This is a genomic window from Streptomyces sp. MH60 (genome assembly GCF_002939385.1).
Taxonomy (GTDB): Bacteria; Actinomycetota; Actinomycetes; order Streptomycetales; family Streptomycetaceae; genus Streptomyces.
This window is the reverse complement of the sequence record NZ_MULI01000044.1, coordinates 11422-33774: the sequence shown is the minus strand read 5'-3', so window position 1 is coordinate 33774 and position 22353 is coordinate 11422. Positions and strand designations below refer to the sequence as shown.

The 22353-nt window shown below is 73.4% G+C and carries 22 protein-coding genes; 7 read left to right on the top strand and 15 right to left on the bottom strand.

Features of this window, described 5'->3' with window-relative positions:
* Nucleotides 1-54: 54 nt before the first annotated feature.
* The 5 genes from BZZ08_RS24330 to BZZ08_RS24310 form a co-directional block, all read right to left on the bottom strand.
* Nucleotides 55-786, bottom strand: coding sequence for a hypothetical protein (locus BZZ08_RS24330; RefSeq protein WP_104634386.1), 732 nt, complete (start codon nt 784-786; stop codon nt 55-57).
* Nucleotides 783-1358, bottom strand: coding sequence for a SigE family RNA polymerase sigma factor (locus tag BZZ08_RS24325; RefSeq protein ID WP_104634385.1), 576 nt, complete (start codon nt 1356-1358; stop codon nt 783-785). The genes BZZ08_RS24330 and BZZ08_RS24325 overlap by 4 nt, the downstream gene beginning before the upstream one ends.
* Before the next feature lie 94 nt (nt 1359-1452).
* Nucleotides 1453-2907, bottom strand: a complete 1455-nt coding sequence (locus tag BZZ08_RS24320) for a peptidoglycan D,D-transpeptidase FtsI family protein (protein ID WP_104634384.1) — start codon at nt 2905-2907, stop codon at nt 1453-1455.
* Between the two features lie 98 nt (nt 2908-3005).
* A complete protein-coding gene (locus BZZ08_RS24315) occupies nt 3006-3476 on the bottom strand; it encodes a GNAT family N-acetyltransferase (RefSeq protein ID WP_104634383.1) in 471 nt (156 codons plus the stop codon).
* Nucleotides 3477-3479: 3 nt separating this feature from the next.
* Nucleotides 3480-4253, bottom strand: a complete 774-nt coding sequence (locus BZZ08_RS24310; protein WP_059301842.1) for an IclR family transcriptional regulator — start codon at nt 4251-4253, stop codon at nt 3480-3482.
* 122 nt (nt 4254-4375) lie between these two features.
* Here BZZ08_RS24310 and BZZ08_RS24305 point away from each other — a divergent pair, with 122 nt between their 5' ends.
* The 4 genes from BZZ08_RS24305 to BZZ08_RS24290 all read left to right on the top strand — a co-directional run bounded on the left by BZZ08_RS24305 (nt 4376) and on the right by BZZ08_RS24290 (nt 8600).
* Nucleotides 4376-5905 carry an aldehyde dehydrogenase (NADP(+)) gene (locus BZZ08_RS24305; RefSeq protein ID WP_104634382.1) on the top strand — a complete coding sequence of 510 codons (1530 nt, stop codon included), beginning with the start codon at nt 4376-4378 and terminating at the stop codon, nt 5903-5905.
* A 118-nt stretch (nt 5906-6023) separates the two neighbouring features.
* Nucleotides 6024-6632: a DUF1349 domain-containing protein gene (locus BZZ08_RS24300; protein ID WP_104634381.1), complete on the top strand. Its 609-nt coding sequence runs from the start codon at nt 6024-6026 to the stop codon at nt 6630-6632.
* Between the two features lie 87 nt (nt 6633-6719).
* A complete protein-coding gene (locus tag BZZ08_RS24295; RefSeq protein ID WP_104634380.1) occupies nt 6720-7433 on the top strand; it encodes a DsbA family oxidoreductase in 714 nt (237 codons plus the stop codon).
* A 108-nt stretch (nt 7434-7541) separates the two neighbouring features.
* Nucleotides 7542-8600 carry an aminotransferase class V-fold PLP-dependent enzyme gene (locus tag BZZ08_RS24290; protein ID WP_104634379.1) on the top strand — a complete coding sequence of 353 codons (1059 nt, stop codon included), beginning with the start codon at nt 7542-7544 and terminating at the stop codon, nt 8598-8600.
* Nucleotides 8601-8678: 78 nt separating this feature from the next.
* Here the strand turns inward: BZZ08_RS24290 and thpD are convergent, their stop codons facing one another.
* The 5 genes from thpD to BZZ08_RS24265 form a co-directional block, all read right to left on the bottom strand.
* Nucleotides 8679-9581, bottom strand: a complete 903-nt coding sequence (thpD, locus tag BZZ08_RS24285) for an ectoine hydroxylase (protein WP_198601675.1) — start codon at nt 9579-9581, stop codon at nt 8679-8681.
* 6 nt (nt 9582-9587) lie between these two features.
* The gene (locus BZZ08_RS24280) at nt 9588-9986 is read right to left on the bottom strand and encodes an ectoine synthase (RefSeq protein WP_030184764.1); all 399 of its coding nucleotides are present in this window, start codon (nt 9984-9986) and stop codon (nt 9588-9590) included.
* Between the two features lie 120 nt (nt 9987-10106).
* On the bottom strand, nt 10107-11378 hold the full coding sequence (gene ectB / locus BZZ08_RS24275; RefSeq protein ID WP_104634378.1) for a diaminobutyrate--2-oxoglutarate transaminase: 1272 nt from the start codon (nt 11376-11378) through the stop codon (nt 10107-10109).
* Nucleotides 11379-11508: 130 nt separating this feature from the next.
* Complete coding sequence (gene ectA, locus BZZ08_RS24270; RefSeq protein ID WP_104634377.1) at nt 11509-12021, bottom strand: diaminobutyrate acetyltransferase; 513 nt, start codon at nt 12019-12021, stop codon at nt 11509-11511.
* A 329-nt stretch (nt 12022-12350) separates the two neighbouring features.
* Nucleotides 12351-13478, bottom strand: a complete 1128-nt coding sequence (locus tag BZZ08_RS24265; protein WP_104634376.1) for a pyridoxal-phosphate-dependent aminotransferase family protein — start codon at nt 13476-13478, stop codon at nt 12351-12353.
* A gap of 284 nt (nt 13479-13762) precedes the next feature.
* On the opposite strand from BZZ08_RS24265, the gene BZZ08_RS24260 reads away from it, so the two are divergent.
* The 3 genes from BZZ08_RS24260 to BZZ08_RS24250 all read left to right on the top strand — a co-directional run bounded on the left by BZZ08_RS24260 (nt 13763) and on the right by BZZ08_RS24250 (nt 16405).
* A complete protein-coding gene (locus BZZ08_RS24260; RefSeq protein ID WP_241965555.1) occupies nt 13763-14128 on the top strand; it encodes a hypothetical protein in 366 nt (121 codons plus the stop codon).
* A 43-nt stretch (nt 14129-14171) separates the two neighbouring features.
* A complete protein-coding gene (locus BZZ08_RS24255) occupies nt 14172-15263 on the top strand; it encodes an amidohydrolase family protein (RefSeq protein WP_104634375.1) in 1092 nt (363 codons plus the stop codon).
* A 197-nt stretch (nt 15264-15460) separates the two neighbouring features.
* Nucleotides 15461-16405, top strand: coding sequence for an SCO1860 family LAETG-anchored protein (locus BZZ08_RS24250; protein WP_198601674.1), 945 nt, complete (start codon nt 15461-15463; stop codon nt 16403-16405).
* 85 nt (nt 16406-16490) lie between these two features.
* Here the strand turns inward: BZZ08_RS24250 and cobC are convergent, their stop codons facing one another.
* The 5 genes from cobC to cobM are packed head-to-tail and all read right to left on the bottom strand — an operon-like array spanning nt 16491 to nt 22272.
* Nucleotides 16491-17579: an Rv2231c family pyridoxal phosphate-dependent protein CobC gene (gene cobC, locus BZZ08_RS24245; RefSeq protein ID WP_241965554.1), complete on the bottom strand. Its 1089-nt coding sequence runs from the start codon at nt 17577-17579 to the stop codon at nt 16491-16493.
* Nucleotides 17551-18468: a sirohydrochlorin chelatase gene (locus tag BZZ08_RS24240; RefSeq protein ID WP_104634372.1), complete on the bottom strand. Its 918-nt coding sequence runs from the start codon at nt 18466-18468 to the stop codon at nt 17551-17553. The genes cobC and BZZ08_RS24240 overlap by 29 nt, the downstream gene beginning before the upstream one ends.
* A complete protein-coding gene (gene cobJ, locus BZZ08_RS24235) occupies nt 18465-20225 on the bottom strand; it encodes a precorrin-3B C(17)-methyltransferase (protein ID WP_241965553.1) in 1761 nt (586 codons plus the stop codon). Before cobJ ends, BZZ08_RS24240 begins: the two co-directional genes overlap by 4 nt.
* Nucleotides 20222-21463 (bottom strand): precorrin-6y C5,15-methyltransferase (decarboxylating) subunit CbiE, encoded by a 1242-nt coding sequence (cbiE, locus tag BZZ08_RS24230; RefSeq protein WP_198601673.1) that lies wholly within the window; start codon nt 21461-21463, stop codon nt 20222-20224. The genes cobJ and cbiE overlap by 4 nt, the downstream gene beginning before the upstream one ends.
* Complete coding sequence (cobM, locus tag BZZ08_RS24225; RefSeq protein ID WP_198601672.1) at nt 21460-22272, bottom strand: precorrin-4 C(11)-methyltransferase; 813 nt, start codon at nt 22270-22272, stop codon at nt 21460-21462. Before cobM ends, cbiE begins: the two co-directional genes overlap by 4 nt.
* Nucleotides 22273-22353 lie beyond the last annotated feature (81 nt).

Here is a 22353-nt window from a genome sequence, read left to right as displayed (position 1 = left end):
GCGCGTCCTGGTCGCCACCGGTGCGGAACGGGTTGCCGGGGCCTCAGAGGTTCCTCACGAGTCGTCGTCGCGAGGCGCGAAGTCGCCCCGTACCGACAGCCGTCCGGACGCGGCGGTGGCCGTCGCCGCGTAGCGGTCGCCGCGGGCGTCCCGGCCACCGCGCTCGTGGTTGTACTGGCCGGCGAACATCCACTCGCCCGCCGGGACCGTACGGCCCCGCTCGAGCGTCCACCGGTAGACGAGGAAACCGTCCCGCTCCTCCACCGTGCACGTGAAGTCGTCCTCCGGGAGCGACCGCCAGGCCCCGGTGGAGGTGACCGAACCGGTCTGCGCCACCCTCAGCTCGACGGTGAGCGCGGTCAGCGGAGTGCTCGTCCTGAGGGTGATGTTGCTCTGCGCCCAGAAGGCGTTGCTGTGCGGGTCCACCGAGCCGTCCGACCACAGGGGCCCGTCCTCGGCGTCGGAGGCGGGCGGCCGGCTCGGGGTGGCTTCCTCGGGCGACGGTGCGGGAACCGGCGGGGCGGCGACCGAGCGCGGTGCGGGGGCGTCGTCCTGCACCGCCGCCGTGACCGCGTAGCCGCCGGCCACCAGGACGCCCGCCACCGCCGCCGTCGCACCGGCCACCCGCACCCACCCCGGCAGCCGCACACGGGCCGGCCCGCGGTCGCCGACCGCCATGCCGCGTTCCACCCGGGCCAGGATCCGGACCCGGTCGGGCCGGTGCGCCCCGGCCGCCTCGCGCAGCCGGGCACGCAGCTCCTCGTCCACGTCCCGCCGCCCGGTCATCGGGTCCCTCCCGCGGCCTCACCGCTGTGCGCGATCGCCGCGCGCACCTGCCGGGGAGCGCGCGGAGCCGCCCGGGTGCCGAGCAGCCGCTGGAGTTCGGCCACCCCCTTCGACGTCTGACTCTTGACCGTGCCCACCGAGACGCCCAGGGCGAGCGCCGTGTCCTTCTCGGAGAGGTCGAAGGCGTGCCGCAGCACCACGCACGCCCGCTTGCGGAACGGCAGCCGGCGCAGCGCCTCCTGCACGTCCACCACGCCCGCGACGTCGGGGTTCTCGGCCTGTTCCTCGCGCTGCGACCAGAACAGGGCGACGCGTCTGCGCTCACGCACGGCGGTGCGGACCCGGGTGCGGGCGAGGTTGGCGACCACACCGCGCGCGTAGGCCACCGGGTGGTCGGCCGCGCGGACCCGGTCCCAGCGGTGCCACAGGGCCAGCAGGGCGTCCGCCGCCAGGTCGTCGGCGGCGTCCGGCTCGCCCGTCAGCAGCCGGGCGAGCCGGGCCAGTTCGGCGTAGTGGCGTTCGAAGAAGGCGTGGAACTCCGCGGAGGCGTCGTCGTCGGCGACTGTCCTCACGGCGGACTCTCCCTCGCAGCGGCTTCCCGGGTGCCGAACACCGTACGGCAGACCGAACCCGCGGGGGAGGGGCGGCTTCGGCCGAGGGGCGGCCTCAGTCCTGGAGCGCCGCCTCCATCATTGCCTTGGCCACCGGGGCCGCCAGGCCGTTGCCGCTGACCTCGCTGCGGGCCGCGTCGGACTGCTCGACGAGGACCGCCACCGCGACCTCCTTGCCCGACGTGTCGGACTTGGCGTAGGAGGTGAACCAGGCGTACGGCGTCTTGCTGTTGTTCTCGCCGTGCTGGGCCGTGCCCGTCTTGCCGCCCACCGTCGCGCCGGAGATCTGGGCGTTGGACCCCGTGCCCTTCTCGACGACGGTCCGCATGGCCGACTGCAACTGCTCCGCGGTGGAGGAGCTGACGATCCGCTTCGAGTCCGCGTCGGTGTGGTCCTCCAGCACGTCGCCGCCGCTGTCGGTGACCTGCGACACCATGTGCGGGGAGACCAGCTCGCCGCCGTTGGCCAGGGCCGCGGACACCATCGCCATCTGCAGCGGGGTCGCCGTCACGTCGAACTGGCCGATGCCCGTCAGCGCCGTCGACGACCGGTTCATGTCCTTCGGGTAGACGCTGGTGTAGGCCCGTACCGGCACGTCCTGCGTCTCGTCGTTGAAGCCGAACTTCTCGGCCATGGCGCGCAGCTCGTCCTGGCCGAGGTCGACGGCCATCTTCGCGAAGACGTTGTTGCACGAGTACTGCAGCGCGGTGCGGATCGTGGCGTTCTCGCAGGGGGCGCTCGGGTTCTCGTTGGTCAGGTCCTTCGCGGTGCCGGGCAGGGTGTACGGGTCGGGGCTGTCGGTCTTCACGTCCACCGAGTCGTACAGCCCGTTCTCCAGCGCGGCGGCCGCCACGACCAGTTTGAACGTCGAGCCCGGCGGCAGCGGCTGGCGCAGCGCGCGGTTGGTCAGCGGCTTGTCCGGGTCACCGGTGAGCTTCTTCCAGGCCTCACCGGCGGTGTTGGCGTCGGTCAGCGAGGTCGGGTCGTACGAGGGGGTCGACACCACGGACAGGATCCTGCCCGTCTTCGGGTCGATCGCCACGGCGGCGCCCTTCTTGTCGCCCAGCGCCTCGAACCCGGCCTTCTGCACGTCCGGGTCGATCGTGGTCACCACGTTGCCCGGCTCGGCCCGGGTGCCGGTGACCGTGTCCATGACGGTCTTCAGCCGCGGATCGGTGCCGTTGAGCACGTCCTGGTAGATGCCCTCCAGCTGGGTCGGCGCGTACGCCTGCGAGGCGTAGCCCGTCACCGCCGCGTACAGCTTCCCGTTCCCGTACGTGCGTTTGTACGCGAGGTCGCCGCCCTCCGTCGGCGCCGATCCGGTGACCGACCGGCCGGCCACGATGATGTTCCCGAGCGGCTCCGCGTACGTCTCTATCGCGTTGCGCCGGTTGTCCTTGCCGTCCGCGAGCGCCCGGCCCTCGTAGAACTGCACCCAGGTCGCCCTGATCAGCAGAGCGAACACCAGGAGCAGCGTGAGGACCGAGGCCCGCCTGATCGTCTTGTTCATCCCGTTCATCCCGCTGACAGGACGAACGGGCGGGGGACGGTCGTTCCCGTGTGCCCCGTTTTCTCATCTTTCTCATCGGCCGTTCATCGGCGATGTCCTCACTCCGCGAGGTGCAGCACGACCTCGTCGATCTCCTCGCCCCGGGCCGGCGCGAACCCCCGCGCACGCGCGCTGGTCACGAACCCGCACTTCTCCAGCACGCGCCGCGACCCCGCGTTGTCGGCCGCCGCGCGCGCGTACAGCGGGCGGTCCGGCACCTCGGCGAGCAGGGCGCGCAGCGCGGCCGTGGCCACACCCTGCCCCCAGTACGCCCGGTCCACCCAGTACGTCACCTCGCGCTCGCCCGGATCCCCGTACACCGCCGTGCTGCCGATGACGTCACCGTCGCCGAGGATGGTCCGCACCACGTCGCGGGAGGCGCGGATCTTGTTCCAGTGGGTGGCGAACGCCTCCCAGTCGGCGGGGTCCTTCACCGTGAAGGCCGCCATGCGCAGGGCCTCAGGATCGTTCATCTGCCGGAAGAAGACGGGCAGATCGCTGTCGTGTACCTCACGCAGTGCGATGTGCATGGATCAGAGCCTACGCGTGGCCAATGTCAGCCGGTCCCGCGCGTCGAACAACGCGTCCTTCACCATCTGTTCGTGCGCGGGCGTCAGCCGCGCCACCGGCACCGAGCAGCTGATCGCGTCCCGCGCGGGGGTGCGGTAGGGGACCGCCACGCCGAAGCAGCGCAGCCCCAGCGTGTTCTCCTCGCGGTCCACGGCGAAGCCCTGCTCCCGCACCAGGCGCAGCTCCTCGATGAGCTTCTCCCGGTCGGTGATGGTGTGCTCGGTCAGCGCCGGGAGCGTCTCCGGGAGCAGCTTGCGCACCTGCTCGTCGCTGTACGTGCTCAGCAGCGCCTTGCCCAGCGAGGTCGAGTGCGCGGGCAGCCGGCGGCCGACCCGGGTGAACGGCCGCAGGTAGTGCTGGGACTGGCGGGTGGCCAGGTAGACCACGTTGGTGCCGTCCAGGCGCGCGAGGTGGATGGTCTCCGTCGTGTCGTCCGAGAGCCGGTCCAGCGTCGGCCGGGCCGCCGCGACCACCTCGTCGCCGTCGATGTACGAGGTGCCGACCAGCAGCGCCCGTACCCCGATGCCGTACCGCGTGCCCGTGGCGTCCGTCTCCACCCAGCCCAGCTCCACCAGTGTGCGCAGCAGCATGTAGAGGCTGGACTTCGGATACCCGACGGCCTCCTGGACCGACGCGAGGGAGTGCATACCGGGGCGTCCGGCGAAGTATTCGAGCAGTTCAACCGTCCGCACCGCGGACTTGACCTGCGCTCCGCCCCCCGTCTCGACAGCCGACATCGCCCTTGACCCCTTCGTTCGACGAGAAGCTGAAGATATAGTCTCGAACAGCATATTCATCAGTAGAGACAGCGTTCAGTATATCGAACATCTTCTGTGCAGAGCACGTGGAGGGACCCGCGGTGGCAGCAGCACCAGTCTGGAGTGTCGACCCCCGTACCGGGAAGCAGCGTGAACAGGTCGCCGTGGAAGCCACGGCCGAGGAGGTGGACGCCGCCGTCCGCGCCGCGCACGCCGCCCGGGACGCGCTGGCCGACCGCACCGTCCGCGCGGCCTTCCTGCGGAGCGCCGCCGACGAGCTGAAGGCGGCCGAGGGCACCCTCGTCGAGGTGGCCGACGCGGAGACCGCGCTCGGCCCGGTCCGGCTCACCGGCGAACTCGCCCGCACCTGCTACCAGCTGCGGGCCTTCGCCGACATCGTCGACGAGGGCGAGTACCTCGGCGTGGTCGTCAACCACCCCGACGACACCGCCACCCCGCCCATCCCGGACCTGCGCCGTTACAAGGTGCCGCTCGGGGTCGTCGCCGTCTACTCGGCCTCCAACTTCCCCTTCGCCTTCTCCGTCCCCGGCGGCGACACGGCCAGCGCCCTCGCGGCCGGCTGCCCGGTCGTCGTCAAGTCCCACCCCGACCACCCGGCCCTGTCCGAGCTGGTCGCCAAGGTGCTGCGCCGGGCCGCGGCCCGCCACGGCATCCCGGACGGCGTCCTCGGCCTGGTGCACGGCTTCGAGGCGGGCGTGGAGCTGATCAAGCACCCGCTGGTCGCCGCGGCGGGCTTCACCGGCTCCGTCCGCGGCGGTCGCGCGCTGTTCGACGCGGCGGCGGCGCGTCCGGTGCCGATCCCCTTCCACGGCGAGCTGGGCTCGCTGAACCCGGTCGTCGTCACGGAGGCGGCGGCCACCGAGCGGGCGGAGGCGATCGGCGCGGGGCTGGCCGGTTCCATGACGCTGGGCGTCGGGCAGTTCTGCGTGAAGCCCGGCCTGGTGCTCGTGCCGGCCGGTGACGCCGGCGACGGCCTGGTCAAGTCCCTCACCGACGCGGTCAGCGCCACCGACGCCGGGGTGCTCCTCGACCACCGCATGCGGGACAACTTCGTCGCGGGCGTCGCCGAGCGCGCCGCGCTGCCCGACGTGGACTCCCCTGTGACGCCGGGCTCGGGCGGCGAGCACACCGTCAGCGCCGGGTTCCTCACGGTGCCGGCGGCGCGGCTGGCGGCGGAGGGCGAGCACGACCTGCTCCTGGAGGAGTGCTTCGGGCCGGTCACCGTGGTGGCCCGCTACCAGGACGAGGCGGAGGTGCGGGGCGTGCTGTCCCGGCTGCCGGGGAACCTCACGGCGACCGTGCAGCTCTCCGCCGAGGAGGTGGCGGGGGAGGGTGCCGGAGCGGCTCTCCTCGCGGAGGTGACGCCGCTGGCGGGACGGGTCCTCGTGAACGGCTGGCCCACGGGGGTCGCGGTGGCCGCGGCTCAGCAGCACGGGGGGCCGTACCCGGCGACCACGTCGACGTCCACGTCGGTGGGGGGTACCGCTATCGAGCGGTGGCTGCGGCCGGTGGCCTATCAGGGGGTGCCTGAGGCGCTGCTGCCGGCGGAGTTGCGGGACGACAATCCGCTGGGGCTGCCTCGGCGGTTCAACGGGGTGCTCGAGCGGTAGAGGTTCGCGGTCGCGCCGTAGGGGTGCGGGTCGTTCGGCGGGTCACGCGCCGCCGTGGCCTGCCGCGCAGTTCCCCGCGCCCCTCAAGGGCATCCGCTGAGCCTGCGATGATCGAACCATGAACCTCGAACTCCCCGAACTGCCCTTCACCCTCCGCCCCTACGGCCCCGACGGGCACTGGTCCTACGCCGACGGTGTGCTCACCGGAACCGCCGGGCCCCGGCAGGATCGGTTCGTGCCGCCCACCGGGGAAGCGCTGGAGTCCGTGTCCGACGCGCCGCGGTTGCTGGGGGCGCCCGACGGGGACTTCCAGCTGATCGCGCGGGTGTCGGCCGGGTTCCGGGGCGCCTTCGACGCCGGGGTGCTCTACGTGCACGTGGGGGAGCGGGCCTGGGCCAAGCTGTGTCTGGAGTACTCCCCGGACGTGCCCACCGTCTGCACGGTGGTCACCCGGGGCCACTCCGACGACTGCAACTCCTTCACCGTGCAGGGGGACTCCGTCTGGCTCCGGGTCAGCCGGAGCGGGCGGGCCTTCGCCTTCCACGCCTCCCTCGACGGGAAGCGCTGGACCTTCGTACGCCTCTTCACGCTGGGTGACGAGGAGGAGACCGGCTCCGCCCTGGTCGGCTTCCTGGCGCAGGCGCCGACGGGGGAGGGCTGCACCGTGACGTACGACCACCTGGAGTTCCGCCCGGCCTGGCCGGCGGACCTGCGGGACGGCAGCTGACGGCGGGAATGGGACCCGCTGCTTGAACGTTCACGTACGAGGCGGAGAGGGCCTCCGCCGTCGTACGACCTGGAGAAGAGCCGAGACATGCGCGTCGAGATCTGGAGCGACATCGCCTGCCCCTGGTGCTACGTGGGCAAGGCCCGCTTCGAGAAGGCGCTCGCGGCCTTCCCGCACCGGGACGGGGTCGAGGTGGTCCACCGTTCCTTCGAGCTGGACCCCGGGCGGGCCAAGGACGACGTGCAGCCCGTGCTGACGATGCTCACCGCCAAGTACGGCATGAGCGAGGCGCAGGCGCGGGCCGGTGAGGACAACCTCGGTGCGCAGGCCGCCGCCGAGGGCCTCGACTACCGCACCCGGGACCGCGACCACGGCAGCACCTTCGACATGCACCGCCTGCTGCACCTCGCCAGGGAACGGGGGCGGCACGCGGCGCTGCTGGACGCCTTCTACCGGGGCAACTTCGCCGAGGAGCGCTCCGTGTTCAACGACGACGAGCGGCTCGTCGAGCTGTCCGTCGCCGCCGGGCTCGACGCGGACGAGGCCCGCGCGGTGCTCATCGACCCCGCCGCCTACGCCGACGAGGTGCGCGCCGACGAGCGCGAGGCGGCCCAGCTCGGGGCCACCGGGGTGCCGTTCTTCGTGCTGGACCGCGCCTACGGCGTCTCGGGCGCCCAGCCCGCCGAGGTCTTCGCCCAGGCGCTGACCCAGGCGTGGGGCGAGCGCACGCCGCTGAAGCTGATCGACGACGGGGGCGCGCAGGCCTGCGGTCCGGACGGGTGCGCGGTGCCCCAGGGGTGAAGGGGTGGCCAAAAGCCCAGGTGAGAGGCCGTGCATAAGTGATACTTGGAGAAACCGCGTAGAAATACGCGATGGACGGAGAGGTCCGGGGGGCCGCACAGTGGTGCCATGGAGAGCTTCGAGAATCTCGTCCGTACCGAGTTCGCCCCGAAGACCACGTACCTGAACACCGCCAGCACCGGCCTGCTGCCCGCCCGGGCCCTCGCGGCCATGCGGGACGCGGCGGCAGCCGCGGCGGAAGGGCAGCCGCTCGACATGTTCGCCGACGTCGAGGCGGCCCGGGCCGCGTACGCCCGCCTCGTGGGGGTGCCCGCCACCCGGGTCGCGACCGGCGCGTCCGTCGCCACGTTCAGCGGGCTCGTCGCCGCGTCGCTGCCGTCGGGGGCCGAAGTCCTCACCGCGGAGGCCGACTTCAGCTCCCTGGTGAATCCGCTGTACACGCGCGGCGACCTGAAGGTGCGCAGCGTACCGCTGGAGCGGCTGGCCGAGTCGGTGGGCCCTGACACCGCGCTCGTCGCGGTCAGTTCCGTGCAGTCCGCCGACGGGCGGCTCGCCGACCTCCCCGCGCTGCGGGACGCCGCCCGCGCGCACGGGGCGCGGACGCTGATCGACACCTCCCAGGCGAACGGCTGGCTGCCGACGGCCGCGGACGACTTCGACTACGTGACCGCCGTCGGCTACAAGTGGGTGCTCTGCCCGCGCGGCGTCGCCTTCCTCGTGGTCCCCGAGGACCTGGGGGCGGCGGCCGGGCTGACCCCGCTGTTCGCCGGGTGGGCGACCGGGGAGCACCCCTGGGACAGCTGCTACGGCCCCGTCGAGGAACTCGCGCACTCCGCCCGGCGGTTCGACGAGAGCCCCGCGCTGTTCTCCTACACCGGCGCCCGGCACTCCCTGGCCCTGATGGAGGAACTGGGCGTCGACGCCGTGCACGCCCACGACACCGCGCTCGCCGACCGGTTCCGCGCGGGCGTGCGCTCGCTGGGCCACGAGCCGGTGCCCGCGCCGGGCTCGGCGATCGTGTCCGTGCCGGGGCTGGGCCACCGGCAGGGCGAGCTGGGCCGGGCCGGGGTCCAGGTGTCCGACCGGGCGGGCAACCTGCGGGCCGCCTTCCACGTGTACAACACGACGGCGGACGTGGACCGGCTGCTCGACGTGCTGGCGGGCTGACCCGGCGGGCCGGAAAGAATATCGGGCAGGGGCCTCCCGTCCCACACGAAAAGGCCCCTGCCCGAGATCAGAAGCGGGTCACCTCACCGGAGTGAAGTCCCGCGCCCCGATGAACTCCGGCCGCCGGATCGGAGCCGCGAACGGCTGCACGGCCGTGTTCTCCACGCTGTTGAACACGATGAACACGTTGCTGCGCGGGAACGGGGTGATGTTGTCGCCCGACCCGTGCATGCAGTTGCAGTCGAACCAGGTCGCCGAGCCGGCCTTGCCGGTGAACAGCTTGATGCCGTACTCGGAGGCCATCTTCGTCAGCGCCTCGTCGGACGGGGTCCCCGCGTCCTGCATCTGCAGGGACTTCTTGTAGTTGTCCTTCGGCGTGGCCCCCGCGCACCCGAGGAACGTCTTGTGCGACCCCGGCATGATCATCAGGCCGCCGTTGGTGTCGTAGTTCTCGGTGAGCGCGATCGAGACCGAGATCGTACGCATGTGGGGCAGGCCGTCCTCGGCGTGCCAGGTCTCGAAGTCCGAGTGCCAGTAGAAGCCGCTGGCCCCGAAGCCCGGCTTGACGTTGATCCGCGACTGGTGGACGTAGACGTCCGAGCCGAGGATCTGCCGCGCCCGCCCGACCACGCGCTCGTCGCGCACCAGTTTGGCGAAGACCTCACTGATCTTGTGCACCTCGAAGACCGACCGGATCTCCTTGGACTGCGGCTCGACGATCGAGCGCTCGTCCGCGCGGATGGCCGGGTCGGTGGTGAGCCGCTCCAGCTCCCGCTGGTACTCGGCGACCTCGTCCGGCGCGATCAGCTGGTCGATGGCGAGGAAGCCGTCGCGGTCCAGCGCCTGGAGGTCACCGGCCGACACCGGACCGGGAGTGTCCGGGGAGCCCCAGACCACCGGGTCCTGCCGGGGAGTCGCCACCTCGGTGGCGCCGCGGGTCGGGTAGAGGTCGGTGACGTTCGTGGTCGTGGTCGTGGTCACGGTGACTCACACCTCCTCGGTGAGCAGCGGGTAGACGCCGTTCTCGTCGTGATCCTCCCGTCCGGTGACGGGCGGGTTGAAGACACAGATGCAGTGGAAGTCCTCCTTGACCTTGAGCGTGTGCCGCTCGTGGCCGTTGAGGAGGTACATCGTGCCCGGCGTGATGTGGTACGTCTTCCCCGTCTCGCGGTCGGTCAACTCGGCGTCGCCCTTGGTGCAGACGACGGCCTCGATGTGGTTGGCGTACCACATCGACGTCTCCGTACCCGCGTACAGGATCGTCTCGTGCAGGGAGAAGCCGACCTTCTCCTTGGCGAGGACGATCCGGGTGCTTTCCCAGGTGCCGGACGCGCTCTTCACGTGCCGGTCGGTGCCTTCGAACTCCTTGAACGAACGGACGATCACGGTGTTGCGATGCCTCCTAGGTGAGGATGTGCGGTGGGGTCCCCGGCGCCTTCGGCCATGCGGCCCGAAGGCGCCGGAAGCAGTGGTGTCCGACGGTTGCGCCGTCAGTCGGTAGGACGGTCAGGCGGTCTCGCGCACGGCCCTGGCCAGGGTCTTCATGCCCTCGTCCAGCTCGTCGGGCGTGATGGTGAGGGCCGGCAGCAGCTTGACGACCTCGCTCTCGGGGCCGGACGTCTCGATGAGCAGCCCCAGCTCGAAGGCGCGCTTGGCGACCCGGCCCGCGCGGTCCTTGTCGTGGAACTCCAGGCCCCAGACCAGACCGCGGCCCCGGTACTCCTTGATGTCGGCCAGGTTCTCCTCGGTGATGGCGATCATGTGCTGCTCGACCTGCTCACCGCGGGCGCGGGTCTGCTTCTCCATCGCCGACCCGTCGGCCCAGTACGCCTCCAGCGTGGCGGTCGCCGTGACGAAGGCCGGGTTGTTGCCGCGGAAGGTGCCGTTGTGCTCGCCCGGCTCCCAGACGTCCAGCTCGGGCTTGAACAGGGTCAGCGCCATCGGCAGGCCATAGCCGCTGATCGACTTGGAGACGGTGACGATGTCCGGCGTGATGCCCGCCTCCTCGAAGGAGAAGAAGGCGCCGGTACGGCCGCAGCCCATCTGGATGTCGTCGACGATGAGCAGCATGTCCTGGCGCGCGCACAGGTCGGCCAGGGCACGCAGCCACTCGGCCCGGGCGACGTTGATGCCGCCCTCGCCCTGCACGGTCTCGACGATCACGGCGGCCGGCTTGTTCAGGCCGGAGCCCTGGTCCTCGAGGAGCCGCTCGAACCAGATGAAGTCCTCGACGGTCCCGTCGAAGTAGTTGTCGAACGGCATGGGCGTGCCGTGCACCAGCGGGACGCCGGCGCCGGCCCGCTTGAAGGCGTTGCCGGTCACCGCGAGGGAGCCCAGCGACATGCCGTGGAAGGCGTTGGTGAAGGACACGATCGACTCGCGCCCCTTCACCTTGCGGGCCAGCTTGAGCGCGGACTCGACGGCGTTGGTGCCCGTCGGGCCCGGGAACATGACCTTGTACGGCAGGTCGCGGGGCCGCAGGATGGTGTTCTGGAACGTCTCCAGGAAGCGGCGCTTGGCGGTCGTCGACATGTCGAGCCCGTGCGTGACGCCGTCCCGCTCCAGGTAGTCGATCAGCGCGCGTTTCAGGACCGCGTTGTTGTGCCCGTAGTTGAGCGAGCCCGCTCCGGCGAAGAAGTCGAGGTACTCGTGGCCGTCCTCGTCGTACATGCGGCTGCCGACCGCACGGTCGAAGATGGTGGGCCAGCCGCGGCAGTAGCTGCGCACCTCGGACTCGACGGTCTCGAAGACGCTGAGGTCGGGCTGGGTGATGGTCACGACGAATCGCTCCTCGTGGGGTGAGGGTGGGAGAGGAAGGTCGTACGGCTCCGGGGGACCGGTGCGGTCCGCCGGGAAGTCTGGGGGCCGGACTGGCACGGGGTGCCGGGCCGTCCGGAGTGCCGGTCGGTCAGCCGGTGGCGGACAGGGGGCCTATGCGGTACAGCACCTCGGGCTCGTGCGGTCCGTCGGGGAACACGTCCGTGTCGAACAGCACCTCGCGCTCCAGCCGGGCGCCGCGGCGCTCGGCGAACGAGGTGAACAGCCGCTGGGATGCGGTGTTGTCGGGGGAGATGGTGGTCTCCAGGGTGGTCAGCCCGCGTTCCGCGACGGCCCGCTCGGCCAGTCCGTCGAGCAGGGAGGCGGCGAGCCGGCGCCCGCGGTACGCCTCGTCCACCGCCACCTGCCACACCAGCAGGGTGTCCGGGCGGTCCGGTCGCACGTAGCCGGTGACGAAGCCGACCGGCTCACCGCGCTCGTCGCGGGCGACGGCCGACGTCGCGGCGAAGTCCCGGCACCAGAGCAGATAGCTGTAGGAGGAGTTGAGGTCGAGGACCTTGGAATCCCTCGCTATCCGCCACAGGGCGGCGCCGTCGGCCACTCTCGGACGATCGATTTGCAGGTCTGCTTGCGCGGCAGTCATGCAAATTGAATTTACCCAGCGAAATTCAAAATTGCATCGCCGGATGGGGTTACGAATGGACGCTCCGTGTGTTATCACGCGGGCGCGTGCCTCCGCGCGAGGTGGCGGCGTTATGTGGCGATTTGCCAGGGACTTAAGCCGCAGAACGGGCGGCTTGTGGATCGGGTCACAATCGCGTAACCCGTGCGAGACGTGTCCGAAATGTGCAGATCGGTTGTCGTGAAATCTTTGTGTTTAGGTCCTAGGAAAGCGGGCAGAAGAATACGGGAAGCTGCGCTGAGTGGAATTCTCTAATTCCGCTGCTGCGAGCATCGGGAATTCCCTTCAATTCATCCCCGTGAAAGGCCGGGTCCGGCCGGCCGCTCCCACGCCTCCTGGACGGCCCGCCGGGCGGCCTCCGGGTCGGCCTTCACGCCCCGCTCGGCCAGCGCGGCACCCAGTGCCGCCAGGCAGCCCTGCACGGCCCCGCGCGTCGCGTCCGGGCCGTAGTGGTTGACCCGGATCATCCTGCCCGCCAGCGCGCCGCCGCCCGCGGCCAGCGGCAGCGCCGGGTCGGACTCCAGGGCACGGGCCACCAGCGCGGACGCGTCGACGTCCGGCGGCGTCCGCAGCGTCGTGGCGACCGGCGCCGCGTCCCCCGCCTCGTACACGTACGGCTCCAGGCCGCCCAGCGCGAGCGCGCCGGCCCGGGTGGCCGCCGCGGCGGACGCGTGCCGCGCCATCACCGTCTCGGGGCCCTCCGCCTCGATGCGCTCGACGCAGGCCTCCAGCGCGAGCATCTCCAACTGCGCCGGCGCGTGCAGCAGCGCCTTGCGCCCGCCGTCGATCCAGCGCTCCTTCCAGTCCAGCAGCGACAGGTACGACCGGCGCGGAGCGTTCGGGTTCGCCGCCATCCGCGCCCAGGCCCGCTCGCTCACCGACACCGCCGAGACCCCGGCCGGGCCGCCCATCGCCTTCTGCGCGCCGATCACGCACAGGTCCACGCCCCACGCGTCCGGCAGCACCGGCTCGGCGCCCACGGAGGCCACCGCGTCCAGGTAGAACAGCGCGCCGTGCGCCCGCACCACCTCGCCGATCTCCGCGACCGGGTTGGTGTTGCCGGTCGCCGCCTCGGCGTGCACGAGGGACACGAAGTCGGTCTCCGGGTGCTCGGCGAGGGCCCGGCGGACCTGCTCGGCGGAGACGGCCGTGTGGAACGGCACGGCGAGGTCGTGCACGGTCGCGCCGCAGTCCCGCAGCCAGTTCCCGAAGGTCTGCCCGTACGGCCCCGTGATGACGTTCAACGCGACGGTGCCGGGGCCCGCGGCGGCGCGGATGGCGCCCTCCAGCGGCAGCAGCGCCTCGCCCTGCATGACCACCACGTCCTGCCCGGTGCCGAGCAGGCGCGCGACCCGGTCCTCGATCGCGGCGAAACGTCCGGCGCTCAGCGGGGGGAGGTCCAGGAGGGGATGGGTCACGGCGGTGCTCTCTTCGGTAACGGCGGGTGCGCGGCGCGGGTACGCGGCGTACGGAGTCGAGAGTAACCACGGCGTCCGCCGGCACTCGCGCCGGAGGGGTTCCGTTGCGACACCCCCACGCCCGGAATCATGGCTTCCGTCACAGCCGAAGCGGTCACCGGCCTGATGGACTGGCCCCGTGTTCCTCGTACTCCTGCTGGTCGTCGTGGTCGCCGTGGTGTCGGCCGTCGGGCTGACCGGCCACGGCGCGAGCGTCCTCGCCGCCCGTCGCGCCCGCGGGTCCGGTGCTGCACGCCCTCGCAGCGTTCGCCGGTGCGGCCGCCGTCGCGGCGTACGCCTGGGGGCTGCTCCACGTGACCGGCGCCGTCATGGCGTCCGACGGCGGCGCGGGCTCCGCACCGGCGCCGCCCTGCCGCATGCCCGGGTACGAGGAGCGCGCCCTCCACGTCATCGACCAGTCGGTCTCCTTCCTGCCCCTGGGTTTCGTCTGCGAGACCACCGACGGCGGCGAGTACACCAGCGACGACGTCCCCGGCTACGTCAATCCCGCCACCGCCGTCCTGGCCCTGACGGCCGTCGCGAGCGCCGTCGGGGCCGGGTACGCGACCGAGCTGCGCACCCGTGCGGCAGCGCGCGGCGGGCGCCGGTGACCGGCCCCGGACGGGCGTGCGGGCACCGTCTAGGGTGCGGGGCATGAGCGATCGCGCGGTGCTGCACGTGAAGGGTCGGGTGCTCGTCGGACCGGAGGAGGTCCGGGACGACGTGTGGGTGGTCGACGGCCGTATCTCGTACGACCGCCCCGCCGGCGCGGCCGACGTCCGCACCGTCGAGGGCTGGGCGCTGCCCGGCCTGGTCGACGCGCACTGCCACGTCGGCCTGGACCAGCACGGGGCGGTCCCCGCGGACGTCGCGGAGAAGCAGGCGCTGACCGACCGCGAGGCGGGCACCCTCCTCGTCCGCGACGCGGGCTCGCCCTCCGACACCCGCTGGATCGACGACCGCGAGGACCTCCCGAAGATCATCCGGGCGGGCCGGCACATCGCCCGCACCCGCCGTTACATCCGCAACTACGCCTGGGAGGTCGAGCCCGAGGACCTCGTCGCCCACGTCGCCCAGGAGGCCCGGCGCGGCGACGGCTGGGTGAAGCTGGTCGGCGACTGGATCGACCGCGACCTCGGCGACCTGTCGGCCTGCTGGCCGCGCGGCGCCGTCGAGGCGGCCATCGCGGAGGCGCACCGCCTGGGCGCCCGCGTCACCGCGCACTGCTTCGCCGAGGACTCCCTGCGCGACCTGGTCGAGGCCGGCATCGACTGCGTCGAGCACGCCACGGGGCTCACGGACGACACGATCCCCCTCTTCGCCGAGCGGGGCGTCGCCATCGTGCCCACCCTCGTCAACATCGCCACCTTCCCCGCGCTGGCCGACGGCGGCGAGACCCGGTTCCCGCGCTGGTCGGCCCATATGCGCCGGCTCCACGAACGCCGCTACGACACCGTGCGCAACGCCTACGACGCCGGGATCCCGGTCTTCGTGGGCACCGACGCGGGCGGTGCCCTCGCCCACGGGCTGGCCGGGGCCGAGGTCGCGGAGCTGGTCACCGCGGGCATCCCGCCCGTCGAGGCCCTCGCCGCGACGACCTGGGCCGCCCGGCGCTGGCTCGGCCGTCCGGGCCTGGAGGAGGGCGCACCGGCGGACCTGGTGGTGTACGAGCAGGACCCGCGCGCGGACGTGCGCGTGCTCACCACTCCGCGCCGGGTGGTGCTCAACGGGCGGGTCGTCGGTTAGCCGACGGGAGTGACGCCGGGGAACACCCGTGCGGGAAGATGCGGGGAAGATTCGAAAGGGTTCGCCAATACCCCACGAAGGGGTGAAGTGCCCTGAGTTCGCTGACGGTTCGGTGGACGCGGGGACATTCTGTCCGGGTCCCAAGCACATCGCTCATGCGTGCCCCGTACGCATGTCTCACTGGGGGTCCCACCACCTTGAACGGCAACACCTTCCGCATGCCCGCACGCCGTCTCGCCACCGTCGCGGCGGCCACCGCCCTGGCCGCGGGCCCCGCGACCCTGGCCGGCGCGGGATCCGCCCACGCGACCGGCGACCACGGCCGCGCGAGCGCCACCGTGCTGCGCACCGGGCTCGACGTCTCCCTGCTCAACAAGACCGTGAACGTCCCGCTCGCGGTCACCCTCAACGAGGTGCGGGCCCCCGGGAACGCCGAGAAGACCGCGCTCACCGCCCGGCTGGACGGCGTCGACGGCGGCAAGCCCTTCAGCGTCCTGCGCGCCGACGTCGCCGAGGCGAAGGCGACCGCGAACGCCGGCGGGAGCGAGGGCTCCACCACGCTGGCCCGCGCCCGGCTGCACGTCCCCGGCCTGCCGCTGCTGTCGGTGATCGAGGTCCAGGAGGTCACCTCCACGGCGACCTGCGAGGCCGGGAAGAAGCCGGTCGCCGACGCCAACCTGCTGGGTCCGGTGACCGTCCTCGGCAAGAAGGTCACGCTCACCACCGGCGGGACGACGGACGTGAAGGTGCCCGGCGTCGGCGAGGTCCGGCTCGACCTCTCGAAGGAGGAGACCACCTCCCGCACGGCCGCCGCCACCGCGCTCGAACTCAAGGTCTCCGTCAACCCCCTCGACCTGAACGTCGCCGAGGTCGACGGCACCGTCACCCTGGCCGAGGCGACCTGCGAGTCCCCGTCCGCCCCGACGCACGAGGCCGGGCAGCCCCCGGCGAAGGCCGAGGAACCCCCGGCCGAGCAGGACGCCGACCCCGCCGCGGACGTGAAGCCCCAGGGCGCCCGCGCCGAGGCGGACCTGGCCGAGACCGGCGGCAGCTCCGCGACCCCGTACATCGCGGCCGGCGCCGCGGCCCTGGTCCTGGCAGGCGGCGGCGCACTGCTCCTGGCCAGGCGCAGGCACGGCTGACGGCGAGGGGCCCGGCCGGGCGGGGCTGACGTGAAGGGCCGGGCAGACGGGGACGGCGGTGCGGGGGCCGGTCGGGGGGGTGGGCTCAGGAGGGGTTCGGTGTCGCCAGTGCGCGTTCCAGGGCGTGCAGGAAGCCGTCCGTCGTCGTCCGGTCCCGTACCGCCAGGCGCAGCCACCCCTCGCCCAGCCCCGGGAAGGTGTCCCCGCGCCGGACCGCGTACCCCAGGCCGCGCAACCGGTGCCGTACGGCGGCCGCCTCCGGGACGCCGACCAGGACGAAGGGACCCTCGGCCGGACCGACGACCCGCACCCCGGCACCGGCGAACTGCGCCAGCCCGGCGACGAGACGGTCCCGGTCGGCGGCGACGCGGTGGGCGGCGTGGGCGGCCTCCGCCAGTGCCCGCGGCGCCACGCACACCTCGGCCGCCGCCAGCGCGGGCGTGGACACCGGCCACAGGGGCTGCGCGCGCTCCAGGTCGGTGATCGTCTCCGGTTCGGCCAGGACGTATCCGATGCGCAGTCCCGCCAGCCCCCAGGTCTTGGTGAGGCTGCGCAGGACGACCAGACCGGGTACGTCCGTCCGCCCGGCCAGCACCTCCCGTTCGCCCGGCACCGCGTCCATGAACGCCTCGTCCACGACCAGCGTCCGACCGGGCCGGGCCAGCGACGCGAGCACGCCCGCCGGGTGCAGCACCGAGGTGGGGTTCGTCGGGTTGCCTACCACCACCAGGTCGGCGTCCTCGGGGACGCCGGCAGGGTCGAGGCGGAAGCCGTCCGCCGCCCGCAGCAGCACCCGGCCGACCGTGTGCCCCGCGTCCCGCAGCGCCGCCTCGGGCTCGGTGAACTGCGGGTGCACCACGACCGGCCGGCGCACCTTCAGTGCCCGCGCCAGCAGCACGAACGCCTCCGCCGCCCCCGCCGTCAGCAGCACCCGCTCCACCGGCAGCCCGTGCCGCGCGGCCACCGCCGCCCGCGCGGCCCGCCCGTCCGGGTAGGCGGCGAGCGAGCCGAGCGAGGCGGCGACGTGCTCACGCAGCCAGGCCGGGGGAGTGTCCGCGCGGACGTTCACCGCGAGGTCCACCAGCGCCGAACCCTCGTCGCGCACCTCGGCGTCCCCGTGATGGCGCAGATCGGGCCCCTGGGCCTCAGTGAGCATGGGAGTGCGCGTGTCCATGCCCGTGATGGTGCCCGTGGTGGTGGTCGCCGTCGTCGTCGGGGTGGAAGTGCGGCTGCTGCGGCAGTCCCACCTTGTCCTCGAACCCCGGCAGCGCGATCCGGTACACGCAGCTGTCGCAGTTCATCCGCAGGTCGCCCTTGACCGCCTCCTCGTACCGCTCCCACACCAGATCCAGCAGCTCCGGCTCCGGACCGATCACGTCCGCCGACCGCACCTCGGTCTCCTGGTGCGCGGCGGCCCACTCCTCGGTCTGGTGCCGGACCCGGTCCGGGAGGATGCCGGTGAACAGGAAGTACGGCAGCACGACGACCCGCCGCGCCCCCAGCCGCACGCACCGGTCCAGGCCGCCCGGCACGTCCGGCGCCGCCAGCGACACGAACGCCGTCTCCACGGCCGCGTAACCGCGCCCCTCCCACAGCAGCCGCGCCGCCTTGAACACCTCGGCGTTGGCGTCGGGGTCCGTCGAGCCGCGCCCGACCAGCAGCACGGTCACCTCGGACGGGTCCCAGGACGGGTCGACCGCCTCCGCGAGGCGCCGCTCCAGCACCCGCAGCAGCGCGGGGTGCGGGCCCAACGGGCGCCCGTAGGTGTAGGAGATGCCGGGGTGGCGCTCCTTCTCACGGGACAGTGCCGCCGGGATGTCGCCCTTGGCGTGGCCGGCGGACACCAGCATCAGGGGCACGGCGGCGAACCGGCGCACCCCGCGCTCCACCAGCTCCGTCACCGCGTCGCCCAGCGGCGGCGGGGACAGTTCGATGAAGCCGCCCGCGACGGGCAGCTCGGGGTGGCGTCGGCCCAGCTCGCGCACGAAGTCGCGGAACGCCTCGGCTCCGGCCTCGTCCCGGGTGCCGTGTCCGGCGATGAGCAGGGCGGGCGGGGTCGTCACAGGTTCTCCTCGGGTGTCTCGGATTCGGACGTCCCGGACCCGGCGGTCCGGGAGCCATCGGCGGGGGAGCGGCGGGTCGCCGGGTCCTCCTGCCAGCGGTAGCCGCGCGGCGTCACCATGCGCCCGGCGATCTCCCGGGTCGCGGTGTTGCCCACCGTCACGACGGTCATCATGTCGACGGTCGCCGGGTCGAGCGCGGCGAGCGTGGACAGGCGGCTCGACTCGTCGGCGCGCGACGCGTTGCGCACGACGCCCACCGGAGTCGCCGGCTCCCGGTGCTCCGCGAGGATCGCCAGCGCCTTGGGCAGCTGCCAGTCGCGGCCCCGGCTGCGCGGGTTGTAGAACGTCACGACGAGGTCCGCCTCGGCCGCCGCGCGCACCCGGCGCTCGATGACCTCCCACGGCGTGTGCAGGTCGGACAGGCTGATGGACACGTGGTCGTGGCCGAGCGGCGCGCCCAGGATCGCCCCGGCCGCCAGCGCCGCCGTCACGCCCGGCACCCCGACCACGTCGATGTCGTCGCTCGCCTCGGCCAGCGCGGGCGAGGCCATGGCGTACACCCCGGCGTCCCCGCTGCCGATCAGCGCGACGGCGTGCCCGCGCCGCGCCTCCTCGACCGCCGTCCGGGCCCGCTCCTCCTCCGCGCCGAGCCCCGACTCCAGCACCCGGGTGCCCGGCGGCAGCAGATCGCGGACCTGGTCGACGTACTGGTCGAGCCCGACCAGCACCGACGCCCGCCGCAGCTCCGCCCGTGCCCGCGGCGTCACCAGGTCCCGGGCGCCGGGCCCGAGCCCGACCACCGCGAGCCGCCCGCGCCCCGGCCGCCGTACCACCGCACAGGTCGCCATCGCGGGCACCGCCGCCGACTTCCGCTTGGGCACGAGGAGTTCGCCCCCGCGCACCAGCGCCGCCGCCTCCGCGACCGACGGGGTGCCCACGGCCGCGAGCGGGGCGTCGGAGGGGTTGGGCACCTCGACGCCCGCCAACGCGTCGGCCGGGTACGTCACCAGGGGCACGCCCAGCCGTCCGGCGGCCCCGACGATCCCGGGCTCCTCCGCCTTGGCGTCCACGGTGGCCAGCTCGGCCACCGACGCGGCCGACAGCCCCGCCTCGCGCAGCGCGGCCTCCACCAGGCCGAGCACCTCGTCCACCGGCGCCCCCCTGGACGCGCCGACGCCGACGACCAGGGACGGCGGACGCAGGACGACCTCGCGCTCGGACGGCTCCACCGCACGGTCCGTCACCCGGACCGTGTACGCCCCGTCGGCCGCGACCGGGAGCGGCGGCAGCGGCCAGGCCACCTCCGCGCGCAGCGCCACCGGCTCGCCGTCCAGCAGCGCCCGCGACACCCCGGCGACATCGCCCTCGACGGGCAGCCCGAGCGTGTCCAGACCGGCCAGCCCGACCGCGTCGGTCGCCGTCGTCACCACCGGCTCCGCGCCCAGCACCTCGCCGACCGCGCGGGCCAGTTCGTTCGCGCCGCCCCCGTGCCCGCCGACCAGCGACACGGCGAACCGCCCGCCCTCGTCGACGCACACCACACCCGGGTCGGTCCGCTTGTCGTCCAGCAGCGGCGCCACGAGCCGGACCACGGCCCCCGTGGCCAGGAAGCACACCAGCCGCTCGCACTCGGCGAACGCGGTCCGTACGGCGTCCGCGACGGGACCCTCGTACACGCGCGTGCGCTCCGGCCACGCCGCGGCCAGCCGGTCCCGCGCCGCCGCTCCCGCCGCCGTGGCGGAAATGAGCCCGATCAAGGGGCAACTCCTTCGGTACGGCTGTGCGGCCTCACGCCCCACAGCAGGAAGACGGGATTGGTGGCCGCGAGCCGGGTCACGTCCCCCGGCAGCGGCGCGAGCCGCGAGGACTGCAGCAGCACCCCGTCGCAGTCGAGACCGGCGTCGAGCAGCGCCCGACGGGCCGCCGGCACCCGGTCCAGCGCGGCCATCGCGACGACCACGGCGCGCCGGGCCCGACGCGCGCACTCGGCGACGATCGCGGGCAGTTCGCGCCCGCCACCGCCCACGAACACCGCGTCCGGGTCCTCGTCCAGGCCGGCCAGCACCGCGGGCGCCGCCCCGTGCACCACCCGCACGTCGACACCGTGCGCGGCGGCGTTGGCGCGGACCCGCCCGACACCGTCCGGCGTCCTCTCGACGGCGGTGACGGCGGCGCCCAGCCGCGCGCACTCCACGGCCACGGACCCGGAGCCCGCGCCGACGTCCCACACCAGGTCGCCGGGGCGCGGCCCGAGGCGGGCCAGCGCCAGCGCCCGCACCTCGAACTTGGTGATCATCGAGTCCCGGTGCGCGAACGCGTCCTCGTCCAACGCCCACCCGGCGGGCCCGGGGCGCGGCCCCGCGACCGCCCGCAGCGGCCCCAGCGCCCGCGCCTCGTCCAGGCACAGCACCACGCTGACCGCCGTCCCCCAGTCCCGGGCGGCGGCCTCGGCGGGCGTCATCCGCTCCACGCGCTCCCCGGCCGAGCCCAGCGCGGAGGCGACGACGAACACCCGCCCGTCGGACCCCAGCGCGGCCCCCAGCTCCGCAGGACCGGCTCCGGGGCCCGTCAGCACGGCGACCTTCGGGTGGGCCCGGCACAGGTGCACGGCCGTCCGCAGGTCCCGCCCGTGCGCGCTCGCCACCACGGCGTCGTCCCACGGCAGCCCGGCCCGCGCGAAGGCCGCGGCGACCGAGGAGACCCCGGGCCGCACGTCCAGCCGCTCCGGACCGAACCGCTCGGCCAGCGCCCGCACGATCCCGAAGAACCCCGGATCACCGGAGGCCAGCACGGTCACCGGCCGCTCCTCGGCGACGTACTCCGCGACCGTGTCCAGGGCGGGCGCCAGCGCACCGAGGACGACCGTCCGGGCCCCCTCCGGCAGCCGTACCGAGTCCAGGTGCCGCCGTCCCCCGACGACCAGCTCCGCACCCGCGGCGACGTCCCCGGCGGGAGCCGCACCGGCGGAGGCTCCCGCCCCGACCACGGTGATCACGTGCTCGCACCCCGCGAGCGCAGTTCCCGGCGCGCCTCGGGGTCGGCCTTGCGATAGCCGTGGAAGTGCCCCGGGTGGTAGAGGTGCGAGCGGGTGCCGTGCGCGTCGAGGGCCGGGCCGACCAGGAACAGGGTGTGCTTCCAGAGCTTGTGCTCCTTGACCGTCTCCTCCAGCGTCCCGATCGTGCACCGCACGACCAGCTCCTCGGGCCAGGTGGCCTGATAGGCGACGACGACCGGCGTCTCCGTCGGATAGCCGCCCTCCAGCAGCTCCCGCACCAGCTGGCCGCTGCGGGCCGCCGACAGGAAGACCGCCATCGTCGTGCCGTGCTTCGCGAACTCGCGGACCTCCTCCCCGGGCGGCATCGGCGTCTTGCCCCCGCCGAGCCGGGTGAGGACCACGGACTGCGCGACCTCCGGGATCGTCAGCTCCCGCCGCACGAGCGCGGCGACCGCGGAGAACGCGGAGACACCGGGCACCACCTCGGTCGCGACGCCGATCTCCGCGCACCGGTCGAGTTGCTCCTGCGTGCCGCCCCACAGCGCCGGGTCGCCGGAGTGGATGCGGGCCACCCGCAGCCCCTCCTGCCGCGCCCGCCGGTAGACGGCGACGACGTCCTCCAGCGACATCGTCGCCGAGTCCAGCACCTCGGCGCCCTCCCGCGCGTGCTGGAGCACCTCCGCCTGGACGAGGCTCGCCGCCCAGATCACCACGTCCGCCTCGGCGATGGCGCGCGCCGCACGGAACGTCAGCAGGTCGGCGGCGCCGGGACCGGCACCGACGAAGGTCACCTTGGCCTCGGAATCCATCGTTTTCGGTCCTCTCCTGTGCGTCCTGCGCATATTTACTGCGGTTGCTGCTGTCGTACGCGCGTGAACGCGACGTGATCG

What these genes read in the sequence shown, in the direction of transcription:
- BZZ08_RS24330 (WP_104634386.1), bottom strand. Translation starts at nt 786, where the DNA reads ATGACCGGGCGGCGGGACGTGGACGAGGAGCTGCGTGCCCGGCTGCGC.
- BZZ08_RS24320 (WP_104634384.1), bottom strand. Translation starts at nt 2,907, where the DNA reads ATGAACAAGACGATCAGGCGGGCCTCGGTCCTCACGCTGCTCCTGGTG.
- BZZ08_RS24315 (WP_104634383.1), bottom strand. Translation starts at nt 3,476, where the DNA reads ATGCACATCGCACTGCGTGAGGTACACGACAGCGATCTGCCCGTCTTC.
- BZZ08_RS24310 (WP_059301842.1), bottom strand. Translation starts at nt 4,253, where the DNA reads ATGTCGGCTGTCGAGACGGGGGGCGGAGCGCAGGTCAAGTCCGCGGTG.
- BZZ08_RS24300 (WP_104634381.1), top strand. Translation starts at nt 6,024, where the DNA reads ATGAACCTCGAACTCCCCGAACTGCCCTTCACCCTCCGCCCCTACGGC.
- BZZ08_RS24295 (WP_104634380.1), top strand. Translation starts at nt 6,720, where the DNA reads ATGCGCGTCGAGATCTGGAGCGACATCGCCTGCCCCTGGTGCTACGTG.
- BZZ08_RS24290 (WP_104634379.1), top strand. Translation starts at nt 7,542, where the DNA reads ATGGAGAGCTTCGAGAATCTCGTCCGTACCGAGTTCGCCCCGAAGACC.
- ectA (WP_104634377.1), bottom strand. Translation starts at nt 12,021, where the DNA reads ATGACTGCCGCGCAAGCAGACCTGCAAATCGATCGTCCGAGAGTGGCC.
- BZZ08_RS24255 (WP_104634375.1), top strand. Translation starts at nt 14,172, where the DNA reads ATGAGCGATCGCGCGGTGCTGCACGTGAAGGGTCGGGTGCTCGTCGGA.
- cobC (WP_241965554.1), bottom strand. Translation starts at nt 17,579, where the DNA reads ATGGACACGCGCACTCCCATGCTCACTGAGGCCCAGGGGCCCGATCTG.
- cobM (WP_198601672.1), bottom strand. Translation starts at nt 22,272, where the DNA reads ATGGATTCCGAGGCCAAGGTGACCTTCGTCGGTGCCGGTCCCGGCGCC.